Origin of the sequence: Marinomonas spartinae (assembly GCF_900089775.1) — a bacterium.
Classification (GTDB): Bacteria; Pseudomonadota; Gammaproteobacteria; order Pseudomonadales; family Marinomonadaceae; genus Marinomonas; species Marinomonas spartinae.
Genome location: NZ_FLOB01000015.1, coordinates 17,371 through 36,165 on the forward strand (window position 1 = coordinate 17,371; position 18,795 = coordinate 36,165).

At 44.2% G+C, this 18,795-nt stretch carries 15 protein-coding genes; 6 read left to right on the plus strand and 9 right to left on the minus strand.

Features of this window, described 5'->3' with window-relative positions; translation table 11 throughout:
* Positions 1 to 231 precede the first annotated feature (231 nt).
* The 5 genes from MSP8886_RS19260 to MSP8886_RS19280 all read left to right on the plus strand — a co-directional run bounded on the left by MSP8886_RS19260 (position 232) and on the right by MSP8886_RS19280 (position 7,749).
* Positions 232 to 930, plus strand: a complete 699-nt coding sequence (locus MSP8886_RS19260; RefSeq protein ID WP_067019811.1) for an oligogalacturonate-specific porin KdgM family protein — start codon at positions 232 to 234, stop codon at positions 928 to 930.
* 487 nt (positions 931 to 1,417) lie between these two features.
* Positions 1,418 to 3,007, plus strand: coding sequence for a methyl-accepting chemotaxis protein (locus MSP8886_RS19265; protein WP_067019814.1), 1,590 nt, complete (start codon positions 1,418 to 1,420; stop codon positions 3,005 to 3,007).
* 508 nt (positions 3,008 to 3,515) lie between these two features.
* Entirely contained in the window at positions 3,516 to 5,777 is a 2,262-nt protein-coding gene (locus tag MSP8886_RS19270; protein WP_067019817.1) for a penicillin acylase family protein, read from the plus strand.
* A 235-nt stretch (positions 5,778 to 6,012) separates the two neighbouring features.
* Complete coding sequence (locus MSP8886_RS19275; protein WP_067019820.1) at positions 6,013 to 6,732, plus strand: riboflavin synthase; 720 nt, start codon at positions 6,013 to 6,015, stop codon at positions 6,730 to 6,732.
* Between the two features lie 564 nt (positions 6,733 to 7,296).
* Entirely contained in the window at positions 7,297 to 7,749 is a 453-nt protein-coding gene (locus MSP8886_RS19280; protein ID WP_067019823.1) for an Lrp/AsnC family transcriptional regulator, read from the plus strand.
* A 104-nt stretch (positions 7,750 to 7,853) separates the two neighbouring features.
* On the opposite strand, the gene MSP8886_RS19285 is transcribed toward MSP8886_RS19280, so the two are convergent.
* From MSP8886_RS19285 to MSP8886_RS19325, 9 genes are all read right to left on the minus strand, one after another.
* Positions 7,854 to 8,867, minus strand: a complete 1,014-nt coding sequence (locus tag MSP8886_RS19285) for a 1-aminocyclopropane-1-carboxylate deaminase (RefSeq protein ID WP_067019827.1) — start codon at positions 8,865 to 8,867, stop codon at positions 7,854 to 7,856.
* A 290-nt stretch (positions 8,868 to 9,157) separates the two neighbouring features.
* The gene (locus MSP8886_RS19290) at positions 9,158 to 9,565 is read right to left on the minus strand and encodes a Rid family detoxifying hydrolase (protein ID WP_067019830.1); all 408 of its coding nucleotides are present in this window, start codon (positions 9,563 to 9,565) and stop codon (positions 9,158 to 9,160) included.
* Between the two features lie 30 nt (positions 9,566 to 9,595).
* The gene (locus MSP8886_RS19295; RefSeq protein ID WP_067019969.1) at positions 9,596 to 10,792 is read right to left on the minus strand and encodes a M20 family metallopeptidase; all 1,197 of its coding nucleotides are present in this window, start codon (positions 10,790 to 10,792) and stop codon (positions 9,596 to 9,598) included.
* 10 nt (positions 10,793 to 10,802) lie between these two features.
* Positions 10,803 to 12,218 carry a M20 family metallopeptidase gene (locus tag MSP8886_RS19300; RefSeq protein ID WP_067019833.1) on the minus strand — a complete coding sequence of 472 codons (1,416 nt, stop codon included), beginning with the start codon at positions 12,216 to 12,218 and terminating at the stop codon, positions 10,803 to 10,805.
* Positions 12,219 to 12,309: 91 nt separating this feature from the next.
* Positions 12,310 to 13,143 carry an ATP-binding cassette domain-containing protein gene (locus tag MSP8886_RS19305; protein WP_067019836.1) on the minus strand — a complete coding sequence of 278 codons (834 nt, stop codon included), beginning with the start codon at positions 13,141 to 13,143 and terminating at the stop codon, positions 12,310 to 12,312.
* A complete protein-coding gene (locus MSP8886_RS19310) occupies positions 13,143 to 14,138 on the minus strand; it encodes an ABC transporter ATP-binding protein (RefSeq protein ID WP_067019839.1) in 996 nt (331 codons plus the stop codon). Before MSP8886_RS19310 ends, MSP8886_RS19305 begins: the two co-directional genes overlap by 1 nt.
* Before the next feature lie 17 nt (positions 14,139 to 14,155).
* Positions 14,156 to 15,064 carry an ABC transporter permease gene (locus MSP8886_RS19315; protein WP_067019842.1) on the minus strand — a complete coding sequence of 303 codons (909 nt, stop codon included), beginning with the start codon at positions 15,062 to 15,064 and terminating at the stop codon, positions 14,156 to 14,158.
* 10 nt (positions 15,065 to 15,074) lie between these two features.
* Positions 15,075 to 15,992, minus strand: coding sequence for an ABC transporter permease (locus MSP8886_RS19320; protein ID WP_067019845.1), 918 nt, complete (start codon positions 15,990 to 15,992; stop codon positions 15,075 to 15,077).
* Positions 15,993 to 16,112: 120 nt separating this feature from the next.
* A complete protein-coding gene (locus tag MSP8886_RS19325; protein ID WP_083201055.1) occupies positions 16,113 to 17,663 on the minus strand; it encodes an ABC transporter substrate-binding protein in 1,551 nt (516 codons plus the stop codon).
* A gap of 196 nt (positions 17,664 to 17,859) precedes the next feature.
* Here MSP8886_RS19325 and MSP8886_RS19330 point away from each other — a divergent pair, with 196 nt between their 5' ends.
* Complete coding sequence (locus MSP8886_RS19330) at positions 17,860 to 18,795, plus strand: LysR family transcriptional regulator (protein WP_067019975.1); 936 nt, start codon at positions 17,860 to 17,862, stop codon at positions 18,793 to 18,795.

Sequence of the window (18,795 nt, forward strand, 5' to 3'; positions counted from 1 at the left end):
ATAGACGAATAAAGCTTCTTATCACTATTTTTATGCCCACTCACTTATCCAACAAAAGCTTTTTACAAACAGAAAGAAAATACAATAAAGCTTTGATATATAAAACAATTATTTAAGATAAAGAGAGATTGAAAGTTACAAAAAATAAAATAGTAAAAAAAATGTCGTAAAAATGTCACGAAAACCACTTAAATTGGCGCCTAAATTCTCCAACCTAGAAAGAGCTTAAACGTGAAACAAAGACACTTACGACTGAACATCTTATTCGCAGCCTGTGCAATCGGTTTTATCCAACATGCATCGGCCACTGAACTGAGCTATGAACATCAATACGAAGATGTAAGCAAAGACCATGTTGATGAAATTGAACTATCGCATAAATTTGACTCAGGTTTCAAATTAGCAGGTGCCCTCAAGTTCAAGCCTCATGAACAAGCCAACGGGGATAGTGGAAAGGCATTTCACGATGATCGCTGGCATGAAAGTAAAATTAGCGGCAGCTATACCATTCAATTGAATAATGATTGGCAGCTAACACCAGGGTTTTCTTGGGTTCGAAAACAAAATGAATACAAATACAAACCTTCACTTAAATTAAAAACAGCCATCACCGACGATACCCACGCTTCCATCCGTTATCGCAAGGAAATCACCGATGCAAGCGGTAAAAAGAATAAAAAAGTGGACCGTATAGATTTAGGCGTTAGCCAAAAAATAGAGAAAGTGACTCTTGGCTATACCTATACCTACTACCATGGCAACCAAAACCTATTTGATAAAAAGCGAAATGATTACCAACATGAGATTGAAGCCGCTTATAAACTAACCAAAACCTTCTCTCCTTATATTGCTGTTAAAAATGAGTCTGTTAGCTCTAAAACTGACCAGCGACAAACAGAATTTGATATCGGTTTTGCGCTTAAAATCTAATAGGAAGTTGCTATGAAGCACCTTTAGTTTTTATGCTTTACCCCTAGAAAAATTGAAAAAGGCAAGGTTCACATTTAGGTAAAGAGTGAACCTTGCCTCTAAATCAAGTTCTTAATGCCCTCACCATGAAACTATTTTACCAATCAGGTTCGCTCCTGTTTCCTTAAGATAAGACAGTCGACATAGTATCAACTTCGATCTAGCATAACGCCTATGTCATCCAATAGTTGGTACTATCACCCTCCCGTCATCAATCAGACAAGTCAACAAAAGAAAGAAAAATAACGAAGACTGTCCGCTGAGAGGTCAGACTCACCCATTGTGTAAAAATGGATGCCATTTTCTTGCCTCAATCAAAGGCGAGCGATAGATAGTGATGAGTTTTGACGACCTTACACTTCATTACCTTTTTAGAACATAAATAAGAGCTCTATACCCACTGTTTACTACTATTATGTAATATCAATTGAACTTCGAGGGGAAGGAAATGTCGATAAAGCTAAAAGTTTATTTTGGTATACTCTTGTTCGTGATCATTGTTTTAAGTAGCTCAGTCATTGCGCTTTTATCGATTAACAAAGTGAGTAAAGAAATAAAGTACATTACAGGAAATGCTTGGAATGCTGCAGACGGGGCAATGGAAGGGACAATTGGAATACAAGCACAAATCATTGCTCTTGATTCGTTTATATCCAACGAAGCCTCTCTTGAAGAAACCAAAAACAAAATTGCCGAAACCAACAAATTCACTCTAGAAGCCCTTAATAGAATGAAAGCGTCCGGTTTAATGGACCCTAAAGAGCTACAAACCCTAGACAGCTATTTAGCGACGCTAGAAAGTTTAAAAGCGCAGATTTTGTCTGGAGACAAAGAGTCCATAGCAAAGACGTTAACAAATTTTGATGAACATGTAACAACATTGCTCGACTTCATTGAGAAGTTGGAAGAGGTTGGAGACAGTCAAGTTGAAACCCGCGCTGCTGGCTTAGATACCGTTATTCATAACGTTGAACTCAATAACTACATCAGTTTAGGTATTATGCTAATCCTTTCTGCCATCATTGCATTGGCAGCAAACCGCCTGATTATTCGACCTTTGCGCCAAATGATAACCGTTTTAGAAGGCTTGAGTAGCACCGATGGTAATTTAACGACGCGTCTCAACAGTTCAGGCAAAGATGAAATAGCCGAAGTAGCAAAACATCTAAATGGCTTTATCGACCTTGTTCACTCTATTATTAAACAAGTGTCCTCCACCGTCTCCTCAACACAACACTTTGCAGAACAAATAGATAACACACTTCAACAAGTGGATCGTCTATCCCAACATCAACAGCAGGGTACCAATGAAATATCCAATTCTGTCAGCGCCATGTCACAGGCGTTAGGCGAGGTCTCTGCTGATGCCAACAAGTGTGGCGAAATGGCCGTCGAAGCGACAAGCAATTCCACTAAAGGACAAACCAACCTTTCCCAAACACTGCAATCACTCCATTCGGTTGTTGATGAAATGGAGAAAGCCTCTTCCGTTGTCTCCACCCTCGAAAACGACGGACAAAATATTGGCAATGTCTTAAATGTCATTCGAGAGATCGCAGAGCAAACCAACTTATTAGCACTGAATGCAGCAATAGAAGCGGCTCGTGCTGGAGAAACAGGCCGAGGATTTGCAGTCGTAGCAGACGAAGTTCGTAGCCTAGCAAATCGTACTCATGAATCCACTCTCGAAATAGAAACCGTCGTTGAGCGTATCCAAAAAGGCTCGGCTGATGCTGCACAAGTCATGCGCTCATCGCAAAAGCTTACCGAAGGTGTTTCAAGTCAAGCACAAGAAACCATAGAAATGTTCAACACCATCATGGACTCGATCAATACGCTTAGCCAAACCAACCAACAAATATCCCTATCAATTCAAGAGCAAAATCAACACGCAGGAGACATTTCCGAGCAAACTAATGACGTGATGGCGACAGCGGCATCGAATGTGGAACACACACAAAAAGCCGTGGACATCAAACAACGCCTGATTGCAGATGTTAATAAACTCAGCAGTTTAGTAGCTCGCTTCCGTATCTAAAATTGGCGGTTCTAAAAAGCACTATTGTTAACCTTATCTCCCTTGCCCCTTACTGAAACCCAGTAAGGGGAATTTTTTATAATGCCCTTTATTCACATAGCTCATAAAACGGAACAGTTAAATGGATAAAAAGATTCTGTGCTTATTGCAACAAAATGGCTGTCCAAGCAACGCTAATTTGGTAGAAAAAGTGGAAAAGAGAGATACGCTTTCTAGTTAGCGTCATCGAAAAAGCACGCTGCATAGTTGTTTCCGCTCTGGATAATATAGTGAGTATAAACAGGGAGATAGAAATAAGATAAACGAGCCATTAACAATCCATTCCATGCGTTAAAGTGAGAATGTGAAAGGCTATCGTTTAATTAGATAAAAACCGGTGACACTGACCCCATTGATCAAAGATGATTAGCTAAGGAGTAGATTTAATTTTACTCTTCCCCAATTGTCATTATCCCTAGGTTAGTAACTTATTTAAAACATGGATTTAGTTTTGGCAAGGAGACATTGCATGACGCAATATAAAGAGTTTGGATTTTTCGATAAATGCTGGGGAGTATTGGTTGGCCTAGGGGTAATTGGTAAAGCTTTTATCACCACCCCCCCCCCTAAAACACTGCAGCAACGTCTGGCTATGTTGCCAACGGATAAGCTAACACTGGGGTCTCCCGTTGACATATATTGGAATCATCATCAGGTTCCTTTTGTGAATGCGCAATCAAAGACCGATCTGGCACAAACGTTAGGCTTAATTCACGGCCACCTTCGATTGGCACAAATTGAAATCATGCGCTACTTGGGAACGGGACGAATCTCTGAACTGATTGGTCCACTGGGCGCTGAAATTGATCGTTCTCTACGCTTATTGGATATCGCTAAGGCAGTGCCTGAGATGATAGCGACAATGGATTCAGAGACTCGTGAGTGGACAGATAACTTTCTAACAGGCTTGAACACAGCCATTTGTCATTGCCCTGAGCTGCCACACGAATGTAAAGTGCTGGGGATTCAACCAAAGCCATGGACGATGGAAGATTTGATGACCTTTGCACGCATTAATTCCGCCGACATCAGTTGGTTAGTGTGGTTAAAATTGTTGAAAGCTCGTAGAAGCATGTCGACGAAAGATTGGCGAGCGTTATGGCCTACTTTGGTAAACGCCGACAGTCCAAGTGCCTATGCGGCACAAGGTCGGTTTAGTGCAGAACATGTATTGGCGTTACAAACTCGAAGTGGCAGTAATTCCTCAGGGATTTCCGGCCAACGTACTGAAAGTGGTTATGCTGCCATTGTCAGCGACCCACATTTGCCGATTGCCGCTCCCAGCCCTTGCCTATTTATTGGTGCACAAGCCCCTGGTATGCATTTGGTTGGGGCTATGATGCCGGGTATTCCATTTTTCCTATTGGGGAGAAACCAGCATATTGCTTGGGGAGCTACCAACCTACATGCGCAAAGCAGTGATTTGTTCGATGTGTCCGGCTTTACAGATGAACAAATCGAAGAAGAATGGCAAACAATTCAACCTCGTTGGAGCCGACCTCGTAAAATCAAACTGCGTCGGACGGCACTTGGACCCATGGTTTCAGATGGTAAATTGATGCGCTGTGATCAAGCAGTGTCGATGCGTTGGCAAGGACACAAGGCGAGTAATGAAATAGGCGCTTTATTGACCATCGCCAGTGCTAAAAGTTGGGATGAGTTTCATGACGCATTGACGCCATTTGGTGTTGCTGGCTTGAATATGATCGCCGTGGGTGGTGACGGCCAGCGAGCGGGTCATTGTCTGGCAGGTCATTTGCCAAAACGTCCAAATCAGGCACCAGAAGATGTTATTTTACCCAGCAGTGCAGCAGAAAATTGGCAGGATATGGCGAACACCAAAGATATGCCTGTCAGAGTAGATACTGAACAAGGTTTTGTGGTATCCGCCAATCAACGTCCAGAAAACAGTGATTTCCCTGTGGGCTACTTCTTTTCCCCATTTGATCGCAGTGAAAGGTTAACCGCGCTTTATCAACAAGATCGTAAACTGACCTTTGCCGACTTTCGCAACAGTCAGCTCGATGTGCTTATGCCCAGTGCATTGCCATTATGTCAGTTGTTTTTATGCAGTATTAAAGACAAGCAGTACCCCGCCAACTTACAAAGTATGATTTTCTTATTACAAGAATGGGATGGCGGTTATCAGGCGGAGCGTGTTGAACCTTTGGCATTTGAACTTTTGCTTTGTGAAGTCGTTAAGCAATTGCAACTGATGAAAACAGCAAAACATTATCAGACGATTTGGATGGCCTATTCTCGTTTGTTGGATGACCTTCAAGAGGTGGCAACTGAGCGATTGGCGAATGCTGTCATTAAAGGTCTTAAAAAGCTAAGTAAACAACTTACCCATCATTCGAACTGGGGAGATATTCACCGTTTACGATTTGACCATATGTTTGCACATCTGCCCTTTATTGGCCGTCGTTATCGCTTCGCGGATGTGCCAGCAAGCGGTGGAGCTAACACGGTAAATAAAACTGGACACCCATTAGTCAGTAAAAAACACAAAGTCAGTTTTGGTTCTTGTATTCGTCATATCAGTGATATGAGCGATGAAGACAGTAATTACTTTGTAATGATAGGCGGTCAAGATGGTTGGATCGGCAGTGACAACTTTGCGGATCAAGTCGAGTTATGGCAAGCCGGGCAGTATATTCAGTTGCCAATGAAGCTGGATACCGTGAAGCGTTTGTTTACACACAAAACGGTACTACTGGCTAGGGAATAATGTGTGCATTCATAATCCCACTTGGAATGAATAGAGTCGGTGCCATTGATTCTAATTAAATAAAACTCAATGACTCTGAGCCTATTAATTCCACAACCGAATCGGCCCAACAAAGTAGCCTAGCTATTGAATCACGACTCTCATAAAATGAAGTTTTCAGAAATAACTACAAGAGCATAATAAGACTTTTCTGAATTAAGCATATATTGTATCAAAAAAATAAAATGAGGTAAAAATGTTCACAGGGATTATAAAATCAGTTGCTAGAATTATCGACATTGAAGAAAAAAACGGTATCAAAACTTTTCAATTAGAGTTTAAAGAAAACTTCTGCGAAGAGTTAGAAATTGGTGCTAGTGTCGCTGTAGATGGTGTTTGTTTAACCGTAACAGAAATTATCACAGATAAAAAAGCAAACTTTGACATAATGCTTCAAAGTTTAATTGTGACAACTCTGAACACTTTTGAAAATGGAACTTATGTTAATGTTGAGAGAGCTGCAAAAGACGGTGCTGAGATAGGTGGACATCCTTTATCTGGGCATATTGATTTTAAAACAAAAATACTTAATATTAAACAAGATGGTGATAATTATTGTCTCAGAATACACCTACCTTCGCATTGGAAAAAATATATATTTCCTAAAGGATATATAGCAATTAACGGAGCAAGCTTAACATTATCTGAAGTAGATAAAGAAAATAATTGGTTCGAAGTTTGGCTTATACCTGAAACAAGAAAATCAACAACATTTGAATTAAAATCGATCAATGACTATCTAAATATAGAAATAGAGAGAGGGACGCAAGTAGTCGTAGATACTATTAAAGATACATTACATGAAACTCTCGGCGATTTACTACCCATTTTTGAGAAATTACTTGAAAGCAAAGGAATTGATATTAATAAAATTTCTCAAGAAGCAACGGTCAAATTAAATAAAATCAATTCTTAATGAGAATCTATTATTTAACCAGGTGATACTTGATTTCAGATAATAAGTGCGACACTCATAGGTGAATTGAGATGAAAGGCCAACCTTTGATGGTAGCCTCTGAACAATGGCGTTTCAGACAAGAGACGCCATGCTATTTTTAGAACTTTTAAAAGTACCTATAGGGTCAATGTCATTGATTCTTCTTATCTTGAAATGCCTTGGATTTCCTGTCTCCTCCTGGCCCTAAAGGATTCGCTCTCCTGCCTGTTTTATCCTCGATTTCAGCTTTAAAACGATCATCGTCCAATACTCGAGCCTAGTGTGTGTCTTCTTTATCCTTATCCAAGATTAAGGGATTCACTGTGCGGTGTAATCAGTGCAATCTCTTTTCCAATGGCATTGCTTTGATAACTTGACCAAGGGTACTCTGAAGCATGAGTCGCCATGTCCGCTCTCACTGGATTAAGCTCAATATAACGATTTTTAACCTTTAGCTCCCCTGCCTCTTACTAAAACACAGTAAGGGGCATTTTTTGTTTATAATGACCGTTATTCGCATGGCCCATAAAACGGAACCGTTAAATGGATAAAATTGATAAAAAGATTCTGCGCTTACTGCAACAAGATGGCCGTCTAAGCAACGCTGATTTAGCAGAAAAAGTAAATGTGAGTGCCGCAACCTGCCATCGGCGCACCCATCAGCTGTTTAAAGACGGCTATATCAGTGAAGTCAGGGCTTTGATTGAACCGGAAAAAGTCGAACGCGGTGCATTAGTCTTGGTTGGTGTGGTATTAGATCGCTCGACTCAAGAAAGTTTCGCCACCTTCGAACTCGCCGTCGCGACACTTTCCTTTGTTTTGGACTGTCATCTTGTGGCAGGGGATTTTGATTACTTTCTCAAAGTTCGCGTAAAAGACATTGCCGATTTCAATAAACTGCACAGCGAGCAATTACTCGCTTTACCGAACGTGCGCCAGTTGCGTACGTTTTTTGTGATGAAAGAAGTCAAGGACAACGCCCCCTTGGATTTCTAGGCTTGTCCTTGCCAGCGACATGACGCAAAAAAAAGGCACCTCATGGATGCCTTGATTATCAATAAACAAAATCCCATTAATGGAATCCAGGCATTTTCTCGAAATTAACCATTACGATAAATATAACTGTAACCATTGATAGCAGGCACACCGCCTAAATGCGCATAAAGCACCTTTGAGCCCTCGGGGAAGAAGCCTTTTTGCGCCAAATCGATCAAACCTTGCATGGATTTACCCTCGTAAACAGGGTCCGTCATCATGCCTTCTAAACGTGCAACCAAACGAATCGCCTCGTTGGTTTCATTGGATGGCACACCATAAGCAGGGTAGGCATAATCTTCTTTAATGACGATGTCTTCAGCTGTTATTTCGCGGCCCAATTCCACCAACTCTGCTGTTTGCTGAGCAATGGTTAATACCTGATCTCGAGTTTGAGCGGGCGTTCCTGATGCATCGATGCCAATCACCTTTTGTGAACGACCATCTTCGGCAAAACCTACCGCCATCCCCGCATGAGTCGACCCGGTTACCGTACAAACCACAATGTAGTCGAATTTAAAGCCAAGCTCTTTTTCCTGCTCACGCACCTCTTCAGCAAAACCGACATAACCCAAGCCACCATATTTATGAACGGACGCTCCGGCAGGAATAGGATAAGGAACGCCGCCTTTGGCTTTCACGTCTTCAATGGCATTTTTCCAACTCTCACGAATACCAATATCAAAGCCTTCATCGACCAGGTCAATCTCAGCCCCCATGACACGGCTCATTAAGATGTTACCAACGCGGTCATACACAGCATCTTCAAATGGTACCCAGCTTTCTTGGACCAAACGACATTTCATACCAATCTTGGCGGCTGTCGCTGTAACCAAACGAGTATGATTCGATTGCACACCACCAATACTTACTAGTGTATCCGCACCCGAGGCTATCGCATCAGGTACGATGTATTCCAATTTACGCAGTTTATTGCCTCCGAGGGCAAGACCAGAATTACAGTCTTCGCGCTTTGCATAGACCTCAATATTACCGAGATGCTCAGAAAGGCGGCTTAGCTTTTCGATAGGTGTGGGGCCAAATGTCAGTGGGTAACGTTCAAATTTTTGTAAGTTCATAATAGTCATTCCTTAGTGAGTGAAGTTGTAACCAGACTACCGAAACCAAGATGAAATGTGCTTTCTAATTTTGATTTTTATTGATCTTAAAAACATTAAAAAATCGAAATAATGAGATATAAATTCATAAAAATATAAAATATAGAGATATTCTTTCATTAAAAACTCACCCCTAAAAAACGGTTCATTGAGCCACTTTTACCCCTATAGATGGAACAAAAAAATGCCGTTAACGCATCCTATTTATGCGTTAACGGCATTCCAAAACACGCGATTAAAGCGCTAACCTATTAAGTCACAGCAAGAGCCCAAGCAGGATCCGCAATCATCATAATCGCCTCGACTTCTAGCTCGGCATTCATGGGTAAAGCCGCTACCGAAATCACCGCTCTGGCAGGCAATGGATCTTGAAAGTGCTTTACCATCTCACGGTTAAATTCCGCTAAATTTGCCATGTTTTTTAGGTAAATAGTGAGCTTCACCACATCGCTAAGCGAGCCACCAGATGCCTTTGCAATGTTCTCTAAGTTACGAAAGACCTGAGCGGTTTGTTCTTCGATCGAACCGTCTAGTAAGGTATTGGATTCAACCAGCAATGGAATCTGTCCTGACAAGAATACCCAGCTGCCAGATTTTATCGCTTGGGAACAAATCTCTGATTCCGATGGGGCCAACTTGGTTTCAATTGAATGCAGCATTATGTCTCTCCTATAGCAGCCTGTGATTCATTAGGGTAAAAGCAACACACTCTTCGCCACCGCTTGAGCCCTAGGCACAAATGTGTCTAATAAACACAGCTCACCGTCCGTATGCATTTTGGCTCCCACTGGGCCCGTTCCACATAAGGTCGGAACCCCCATTGAGGAAGTGAATCCAGCATCAGAACACCCACCAGTAAACTCCCCTTCAACAGAAAAACCTAAGGTTTCTGCTTGTTGTTGATAATGCGCTAATAACGCTTCGCTCATCCTTGCTTCAAACGGATGAAATGCGGCTAACAAACGCATGGATGCGGTCACCCCTTGGAGTCTGGGTCTATCGATAATCTCCTGAATCGCCGCTATGGCTTCTGTCATCTGCTCTTTGGTTATGTAGCGTAGATCTAGGCGCGCACTCGCCTCGGGGGCAACGGTGTTAGAGGACATGCCACCACTGATTAATCCTACGTTTGTCGTCACGCCACTGTCATAATCCGTCAGTCCATGAAGATCGGTGATAATCAAAGCCAAGCCAGCAATGGCACTGGCTCCATCGGCATGGTTAACGCCAGAATGCGCGGCTTTGCCTTTGACTAAGATGTCAAAGCTCGCACCGCCTTTTCGGGCGGATACCACATTACCGCTGATTCGACCAGGTTCGGCATTGAACACCGCTTTCGCTCCCTTCACCATCCGCTGAATCACATGGTGGCCTTCTGGCGAGCCAATCTCTTCATCTCCCGTAAACAAGCCGATGACAGGGCAAGGCAACTCGCCAATATCAGAGTGGGTCAATAAATACTGCAACCCTTTTAAGACAAAGCAGTTCAGCACCAAACCGGATTTCATATCGGCCACCCCTGGTCCAAACGCGGTCATCCCCTCTCGACTAAAACCTCGCGTAGCAACGGTACCTTTTGGAAAAACCGTATCTCGGTGACCCATAAGATAAATAGCGGGTAATGTATCTTGCTTATCGCAACCTGAATCAATACGCGCTTCTAACACATCCCCTGAGTTCACCGATGTATGCCAACGGCATTCAATACCATCCACTTCCAACCAAGAAGCGATCAAACGGCCTGCCGCATCAACCCCCTCTTTGTCATAGCTGTTCGAATCGATCTCTACCAATGCTTGCAAACAATGAATCATTTTCTCTTCTTGTGTGGCTAGCCATTCACACAAGAGGTCCGCATAAGGTAGCAGCGCCTTATCTGTGATCATTTTGTTCTCCCTAACGTTTTGCATGAATCGATGCACCTTGCTCGGATAAATCCCAAAACAGCCCGGTCATAATCTGTAAAGCTTCACGACACACAGGCGCCAGCACATGTTCATTCGGCGCATGTTGACTACAGGCGGGGTAGGAATGGGGCACCCAAACGGTTGGTAAGTTAAGAATATTGGCAAAGACATCGTTTGGTAATGAACCACCTAAGTTAGGTAATAACACAGACTTCTTACCCGTCGTCTGAGCCAGCGAACCCAACGCCCAATCCACCCAAGGATCTTTTGGGTCAAGGCGTGTGGCTTCCATAATATCCTTGCTGGCAATAACCTCCACATCCGAAAAACCGTGATGATCAAGATGCTCACGGATGTGCTTTAGGAAGTTTTTACTGTCGCTTTCTACCACAAAGCGCAGCTGACAATGGGCACTGGCGTAACCTGGAATGGCATTCACAGGCATATCAGGATTACCCGTTTTGCATGCCAACATTTCCAACGTATTCCAAGCAAACACACGCTCAGCCGGAGTTAAATCGGGCTCTCCCCAATTTGTATCCACCTCCGGGCTGTTCGCGCCCTCGCCCACAGGAATATCCTTGAGGGCTTGGCGCACCGATTCGGGTAAACGCGCCGGTAACAAGCCTTTAACCAAAATTTTACCTTTGGCATCCACCATAGAAGCCCAAGCATGAGCCAAACGTGTCCCCGCGTTACTCAATAATCCCCCCCAATTGCCGGAATGATGCGCCCCATCGCGCAACGTCACTTGCAAATCAAAATTAAACCCACCTCGGGACCCAAGAAAAATGGTCGGATGATCCGCGCTTAACCTCGGACCATCGGAGGCAATAAATAGATCCGCAGCAAGGGTTTCTTTGTGGATGTCACACAATTCCGCCAAGCCCGGAGAACCGGCCTCTTCCCCCATTTCAAAAATGACTTTGACGTTAAAGCCCAGCTTGCCTTTTTTCGCCTCTATTACCTGTTTTAAAGCCGCAAAGTTAATGGTGTGTTGGCCTTTATTGTCCGCCGTTCCACGTCCATACCAACGCTCACCGTCTACAACCATTTTCCAAGGCGACAACCCCGCTTTCCATTGATCATCGTAACCACGTACGACGTCCCCATGACCATAAGTTAGTAACGTCAGTTGGTCTGGATCCTCTATTCGCTCAGCGATGAGAAAAGGCCAGGAACCGGGTTGTTTTGCGTCGGTAACGGGGTTGGCCACAATACGAGATTGAAACCCCAGTGAGGCCAATTCGGGCATAATACTATCTTGTAAATAGACATGTAGCTGATCAAAAGCGTCCTGATTTTGGCTTTCACTGTGCACGCTAACACGCTGTTCTAATGCCGTGAAAAACGCCCCTGAATCAAAATACGATTCCGCTCCTTGAATAGTGGATTGACGGCTCATGCTCTCTCCTTGGGTAAAATAAAAAAAACACTAAAAGCTCAACTCAAAAGCGCGCAATAAAGCGGACTCAAAAACGACCATAGCAATGAAATTATGAGGCTTTATCCCATGAACTGGAGTCCAACACCTCGGGGACGCCTAAAGCAGGCTCTGGAGTTAATACAGAAGACAGCAAGGCTTGAGTATAAGGATGTTTGGCATGATGAAATATTTCCTCTCGAGTGCCTTGTTCAACCAGCTTTCCACGGTACATAACGGCGACTCGATCGACTAAATGTTCCACGACTCCCAAGTTATGACTGATAAATAAATAGGTTAAATTCAATTCTTTTTTCAGATCCATCAACAGGTTAAGAATTTGCGCTTGTACCGAGACATCCAGTGCCGAGGTCGGTTCATCGCAAACCAAAATATTGGGTCTTAAAATGAGTGCACGCGCGATGGCAACCCGTTGTCGCTGTCCGCCTGATAACTGACCTGGATATTGCTTTAGTAAGCGCTCTGGCAACCCAACCAGATCACTGATGTCTTTTACCGCTTTTTTCTGACTATGCCTGTCGCCCACTTTATGGAGTTGTAACGGTAGACGTATGATTTTCTCAATGGTTTTACGGGGGTTGAGCGAGGAATACGGGTCTTGAAAAATAGGCTGAAGCTGACGCGCCATAGCGAGGCGAGAACTTGCCCCTCTGGCCTTATCATTCACCAATACATCACCATCCGTTGGTTCCAATAACCCTAGAATCATTTTTGCCAGGGTGCTTTTGCCGCAGCCAGATTCTCCTACCAATCCTAAGGTTTCACCGGGGCGTATACGCAGGGAAACACCATCCACCGCCTTGAGCAAGGTTGCTTCTTTAAACGCGCCATTTTTCAGATAAAAATGGCGCGACAGATTCGACAATTCCAATGCATAATCTGGCATCACACAGCCTCCTGAAATGACAAGCTAACCTCAGGACAACGCACCTGATGGTCTGCTGAACTCGGTTTAATGGCTAAATTAGGGGTTCGACGACGGCACTCACTGGTTGATACAGAACAACGATTCTCAAAAGCGCAACCTTTGAATTCACCGATTAAGCTTGGCACCACCCCAGGAATAGAGGCCAAATGACTGCCCGGTTTGGTTTTGCCTGGAATAGGAATGCAATTTAGCAACCCCTGTGTGTAAGGGTGTAATGGATTGGCAAACAACGCTTCAGCGCTGGCCGTTTCCACCACTTGTCCGGCATACATCACCGCCACACGATCCGCAATGCGCGCGACGACCCCCAAGTCATGAGTAATAAAGATAACCGCTGTTCCAAACTCTTGTTGAAGTTCACGAATCAAACGTAATATTTGCGCTTGAATCGTCACGTCTAGCGCGGTGGTTGGCTCGTCAGCAATGATCAAGTCTGGCTCGCACATCAGCGCCATCGCAATGATCACCCGCTGACGTAAGCCTCCAGATAGCTGATGTGGGTATTGGTTTAATCGCTTTTCTGGATAAGGTACGCCTGCTCTCTCCAGTAGATAAACCGCCCTCTCTTTTGCTTTCTCTCTACTCAACCCCTTGTGTTTGATGATGCCTTCGCACAATTGATTGCCTAAGGTGTAAGAAGGGTTTAAAGACGTCATCGGCTCTTGAAAAATCATCGACATCCGCATACCACGTACTTGGTTGCGCTCTTTTTTCGACAAAGACAACAAGTCCATACCATCGAATTGCATTGCCTCTGCCGTGATAGCGGCGCGCTTGGGCAACAATCCCATCAACGCCATCGATGTCATGGATTTACCACAGCCAGATTCCCCAACGATACACAGCATTTCACCTTTATTGACATGTAGATCAATGCCACGCACCGCCCGTAATGTACCGTTTGCCGTAGGTAGATCCACTTGCAAATTTTTAACCTCTAGTATTCGTTTCATGATTGATTCCTCTTCTCTTAGCTACGGCCTTCCGGTGCATTCATATCCCGCAAGCCATCACCCACAAGATTGATCGCCAATACCAACACCATCAAGGCCACACCAGGGATGGCAATCACCCAAGGCTGGAAAAACATATAGGATTTACCTTCCGCCACCATTAGCCCCCAAGAAGGTGAAGGCGGTTGCACGCCAATACCTAAGAATGACAATGCCGCTTCCAATAAAATGGCATGAGCCATTTCTAAGGTCATCACCACAATCAAGGCACTGAGAATATTCGGTAGCAGCTCACGAATAAGGATATAAGAGGTCGACGCACCCAACACTTTCGCCGAGGCAATAAACTCCGCATCACGTAATTGCTGAGTCGTAGAGCGTGCCACAACCGCAAAACGGTCCCATAAAAGCAACCCTAAAAGAACAATAACCGTTTGCAAAGAACCACCAATCAAAGAGGCCATCGCCAGTGCGACCAATACCACAGGTAACGCTAAACGAGTGGTGATGATATAACTGATTACCGCGTCCACACGGCCACCAAAATACCCGGCTAACACCCCAAGTGTGGTGCCAATCAGACCGGATATAACCGCTGCAGAAATCCCTATCATCAACGAAATACGAGCGCCATATAAAAGGCGACTGAGATAGTCTCGCCCCAATTTATCGGTACCAAGGATATGGTTCCAAGTTCCTTTGTCATGCCAAATGGGGGGAATCATACGTTGCGAAACATTTTGCACATAAGGATCATGGGGAGCTAACCAAGGAGCAAAGAGTGCTGCCAAGATAATCACGGCAAGAATGACGGAACCAATCATTAGCCCACGATGACCAAAAAAGCGATGCATGATGCGACGCCACTCCGGCACAGCGGGTAACGACGTCATCACTGAGTTAGCAGTAAGTGTCAAGTTGGACATAGAGGCCCCCTTAGCGAACACGCAAACGTGGATCAAGCAAAGCGTTGAGCACATCTGCAAAAAAAGTTAACGCGATATAGAACACCGCAATGATTAGAACAACCGCCTGAACAACCGGATAGTCATTGCGGGAAATCGCATCCCAAGCCAGTTGTCCTAACCCTCTTAAAGAAAACACGGACTCTACAATCACGGAACCACCAAGCATAAAACCCAGCTCAACCGCCGCTAAAGCGACCACAGGAATAACCGCATTTCTGAGCGCATGCTTTAACACCACCGTCGATTCGTTCAACCCTTTAGAGCGTGCGGTGCGGATATAGTCAGAGTTCAATACTTCTAACATACCCGTTCGGGTTAAACGCATCATGGCAGGCATGGCGTAGTAGCCAAGGCAAATCGCAGGTAACACAAAATGTTGCCAGGATGAGTTCCCACCAGCGGGCAGCCAGTGTAAATTCACCGCAAACACGATGATCAATGTCAGACCGAACCAAAAGCTGGGCATGGCTTGACCAATCACCGCGAAGCTTAAAGCAAGACGGTCAATCCAAGTATTTTGTTTAATCGCAGCAATGACCCCAAGCGGAATAGCCACCAAAATAGCCAAGCCCAATGCCAGCCCTCCTAATGTTAAAGTGATAGGTAAGCGCTCACGGATCAAAGAGATCACCGTATCTTGAAAGTAGTAAGAGCGACCAAAATTAAGCTGTACAGCCGACACCAGCCAGTGAAAATACTGCTCTACAATCGGTTGATCTAAACCAAATTCAACACGAATTTTTTCTACCTGCTCAGCCGTCGCATCAGGGCCAGCAATAGACGTCGCTAAATCACCAGAGAAATGCAGCAATAAAAAGCTCACGATGGAGACAGTCAACGCGACACTCAAAGCAACCAACAAACGACGAGTCACAAACACCAACATAGAAACTCCTCATAGATAACGCATCACTTAGATAAACCATGCCATTACAGGAATTGCCATGAACGACGTGATTGGATGAAATGGTGGCACCCATCAAAAAGTAGCATGGGCGCCCTCATCTTATTTCCAAGTTGACAAATAAAAGCGTGGTAATTCATCAGGATAAGGTGTGAAATTCAGATCACGATCAAACGCATAATTACTAGAATAGGTAAACATAGGCGCCCAATAAGCTTCGTCTGTAATACGTTTTATTGCCGCACTGTAGTCCTTTTTACGCATGGCTGGATCAACCGTTGCATCACCCTTTTTTAACAAGCTGATCACTTTTGGATCTTTATCAAGATCATCCGCACCCCCTTCAAAATACACACTGGTAGACGCAGAGATATCATTCACTGAATAAGATCCCCAGGTTTGGAACGCAATGGGAACATGTCCTGCACGCTGGGCAGTACGCAGTGCGGCATAGGTCATAAAATGCAACTTCGCTTTAATGCCAATAGCACGTAAATACCCCAGCATGGCTTCGGCTAAACCTCGTTCACGATAGGCATAAAAATCGGTGGTAAAGCCATTGGGATACCCAGCTTTAGCCAGCAACGCTTTGGCTTTAGCGGGGTTATATGGGTATTTTTTGGCAGCAGACACATCGCAACCAAACTGACTAGGAAAACAAGGCGTATACAAAGGACGACTGCCACCGCGAACCAGTTGGTCAGCAAACGCCTTACGATCAATGGCATAATTCACGGCTTCACGAACCAATTTTTTTCTAAATGGCGAGTCTTTTAATGACGCACTGGTTGTATCCATTGCCAAATAAGCGATACGCATGGTTTCCGCGCTTTTTACCTGGATGTTTGGCATGTTTTTCATCTTATCCGCTTGATCAGAAGGTACTCGCCATATCCAGTCCACAGAACCTGTCAAAAGTTGTGCAATACGTGCATCAGGGTCTGGGATAACCCTAAATTTAATATACTTGATCGCGGGTTTTTTAATGGGGCCGCCAGTAAAGTAGTGGTCATTGCGTTCTAAATTGACACCTTGACCACTTAATACGGCAGTAATCTTATATGGACCAGTGCCGATAGGCGCTTTTGAGTAGCCCTTTAGGCCGACTTTTTTATAATACTTTTCTGGATAAATAGGCGTCGGACCAGATAAATATTCTAGCGCCGCAGGAAAGGGTTTTTTAAGGACTAAAACAACGGTGTAATCGTTGATTTTTTTGACATGGTCTATCCAGTTAATATTTTGGGCGGTAACGGCTTTTGCTTGCGGGGAATTCATATAATCAAAAGTAAATACCACATCATCAGCGGTAAAAGGGTCACCATTTTGGAACGTCACACCTTTGCGTAAATTCAGCAACAGATGCGTGCTGTCCTGCCATTTCCAACTTGTCGCCAAATCCCCTTCATATTTACCTGTTTTGGGATCCCGATAAATCAGTGTATCCCAAGCTAAGTGGGAAAGAATAACCCCTTCCCGAGCGTTATTATGGTAAGGACTAACGTTCTCCGGTTCCGTGTCAGAGGCATAAACGAGAGTATTATCCGCTTTATTTGCCAGCGCAGTAGTGGGCAATACAACGAGCGAGCAAATAAATACAGAGCTGAGCAACGAAAAACGCGAGAGGGACTTAAAAAGAGCTAATTTTTTCATCGGTTTCATTCCTTTTGGGCGGCTTAACGTAATCTGATCGTATGCAACTTTTATTCACACTAAGTAAAAAAAACCTTTGCCACAATGAAAAAAAATGCAAGGAAACATTGCCAAAAAGGCATGGCTATGGCGAAATAAAAAAAGCATTAAATCTTCTAAAAAGTGGATAAAATCCATAAATTACAGGAAAAACAAGATGAAAGCGGCATTACGTTTACAAGATACAGCCCTTCGCTATTTTTTAGAGGTAGCGAGATACGGATCGATCAGCGAAGCATCTTTGCACCTAAATGTGGCATCCAGTGCGATAAGCAGACAAATAAATAGTCTAGAAGATATTCTTGGCACAACTCTCTTCGAACGCCGCCCTAGAGGGATGGAATTGAGTGCTGCAGGGGAAATGCTCGCCGTGTATGCGCGTAAAAATGCATTAGAATCGGACAGAGTCGTATCGGAAATTGCTGCATTAGAGGGCCTAAACCGAGGTCATGTAAAAATCTCTTGCTCTGAAGGCTTTGCCATGGAATTTTTACCTCGTAACATTGCCAATTTTCGCAAACAACACCAAGGTATTCATTTCCACATCAATGTCAGCTCACCAGCGGAAGTCTCACGGCGCGTCAGCCATGGAGACGCAGACATCGGAGTCACGTTAAATTTGTCCCCAGCCAAGGACATTAAGGTGGCTTACCGACAGCCTTCTCCAGTGGTGGCCGTCTTTCATCCTACTCACCCTCTAGCCCACAGAAAAACCGTCACTCTAGCCCAGCTACAACCCTATCCAATTGCTTTACCAGAAGAAAACACCACCGTCAGACAGCTATTTGATATCTGCTGCAGTCGTTTAAACCTGTTATTCGACCCTGTGCTGGTCTCCAATAACATGGCGACATTAAACCGCTTTACGACCTATGAGGGCGGCATCCATCTCGCTGGGGAGATTTCCATGCGCCATCAATTGGCCAGTAACGAATTAGTCGCCATCCCCATTCGAGACCGTGGTATGGACATCCGCAATATTGAAGTGCAAACCTTAACAGGACGCACCTTACCCGCTGCCGTGAGGGTCTTTTTGGATTACATGATCGAAAAAATGCAGTTTGAAGAAAACATAGAGCCAACAATAGACTAA

What these genes read in the sequence shown, in the direction of transcription:
- MSP8886_RS19310 (WP_067019839.1), bottom strand. Translation starts at nt 14,138, where the DNA reads ATGAAACGAATACTAGAGGTTAAAAATTTGCAAGTGGATCTACCTACG.
- MSP8886_RS19300 (WP_067019833.1), bottom strand. Translation starts at nt 12,218, where the DNA reads ATGAGCCGTCAATCCACTATTCAAGGAGCGGAATCGTATTTTGATTCA.
- MSP8886_RS19305 (WP_067019836.1), bottom strand. Translation starts at nt 13,143, where the DNA reads ATGCCAGATTATGCATTGGAATTGTCGAATCTGTCGCGCCATTTTTAT.
- MSP8886_RS19265 (WP_067019814.1), top strand. Translation starts at nt 1,418, where the DNA reads ATGTCGATAAAGCTAAAAGTTTATTTTGGTATACTCTTGTTCGTGATC.
- MSP8886_RS19285 (WP_067019827.1), bottom strand. Translation starts at nt 8,867, where the DNA reads ATGAACTTACAAAAATTTGAACGTTACCCACTGACATTTGGCCCCACA.
- MSP8886_RS19330 (WP_067019975.1), top strand. Translation starts at nt 17,860, where the DNA reads ATGAAAGCGGCATTACGTTTACAAGATACAGCCCTTCGCTATTTTTTA.
- MSP8886_RS19290 (WP_067019830.1), bottom strand. Translation starts at nt 9,565, where the DNA reads ATGCTGCATTCAATTGAAACCAAGTTGGCCCCATCGGAATCAGAGATT.
- MSP8886_RS19270 (WP_067019817.1), top strand. Translation starts at nt 3,516, where the DNA reads ATGACGCAATATAAAGAGTTTGGATTTTTCGATAAATGCTGGGGAGTA.
- MSP8886_RS19325 (WP_083201055.1), bottom strand. Translation starts at nt 17,663, where the DNA reads ATGAAAAAATTAGCTCTTTTTAAGTCCCTCTCGCGTTTTTCGTTGCTC.
- MSP8886_RS19275 (WP_067019820.1), top strand. Translation starts at nt 6,013, where the DNA reads ATGTTCACAGGGATTATAAAATCAGTTGCTAGAATTATCGACATTGAA.
- MSP8886_RS19295 (WP_067019969.1), bottom strand. Translation starts at nt 10,792, where the DNA reads ATGATCACAGATAAGGCGCTGCTACCTTATGCGGACCTCTTGTGTGAA.
- MSP8886_RS19315 (WP_067019842.1), bottom strand. Translation starts at nt 15,064, where the DNA reads ATGTCCAACTTGACACTTACTGCTAACTCAGTGATGACGTCGTTACCC.
- MSP8886_RS19320 (WP_067019845.1), bottom strand. Translation starts at nt 15,992, where the DNA reads ATGTTGGTGTTTGTGACTCGTCGTTTGTTGGTTGCTTTGAGTGTCGCG.
- MSP8886_RS19280 (WP_067019823.1), top strand. Translation starts at nt 7,297, where the DNA reads ATGGATAAAATTGATAAAAAGATTCTGCGCTTACTGCAACAAGATGGC.